This is a genomic window from Hymenobacter agri (genome assembly GCF_054778495.1).
The window spans coordinates 1-582 of record NZ_BAAGZM010001260.1 but is presented as its reverse complement, the minus strand read 5'-3'; the positions used below and the strand labels follow the sequence as shown (position 1 = coordinate 582).

1 protein-coding gene and 1 pseudogene are annotated in these 582 nt (G+C 65.1%); one reads left to right on the top strand and one right to left on the bottom strand.

The window, feature by feature from the left end:
• A pseudogene (locus ACYVDE_RS25670) lies at positions 1-247 on the bottom strand (M2 family metallopeptidase); the annotation flags it as partial.
• Between the two features lie 119 nt (positions 248-366).
• Between ACYVDE_RS25670 and ACYVDE_RS25665 the strand changes: the two are divergent.
• Positions 367-582 (top strand): LysR family transcriptional regulator (locus tag ACYVDE_RS25665; RefSeq protein ID WP_460504331.1); only part of this gene is annotated, 216 nt, incomplete at its 3' end.

Below are 582 nucleotides of genomic sequence, written 5' to 3'. Positions count from 1 at the left end.
TGTGCGTGTTCGAGCGCCACTCGGCCTCGCTCGAAGCTGTGTAGAGCTGCACGTAGCGGGCGTTGTAGTCGCGCAGAAATTCATCGGCAATGGCGCCGTAGTCGATGTGCGCGGGCTGGGCGGGCGGGGGTGGGGGCGTTTCGGCCGTGGTGGGCTTGGCGGGTGCTTTCACGGCCGGCGTTTGCGCGGTGGAGGCGCAGGCAGTGAATAAAGCAGCGGTAGCCAGCGAGAGCAAGTGCGTTTTCATGAAGCAAAGAAATGCATTTTGCACCGGCTAAGCCGGTTATGCCGGATGCTGAAAACGCCCGGCGGCGGTTTTCCGGCCGTGGATGTCCCCGGCCTGCCCCGGCAACGTATTTTGCGCGCATGTCCGATTTCCGCCTTCGCGTATTTGCCGCCGTGGCCCGGCACCTGAGCTTCACCAAAGCTGGCCAGGAGCTGTTCATCAGCCAGCCGGCTGTTACCAAGCACATTCGCGAGCTGGAAACGCAGTACGGCCAGCGCCTGCTCGAGCGCCGAGGCAACCGAGTGAGCCTCACCGAAGCCGGCCGCCTGCTGCACGCCCACGCCGAGGCCGCCGCC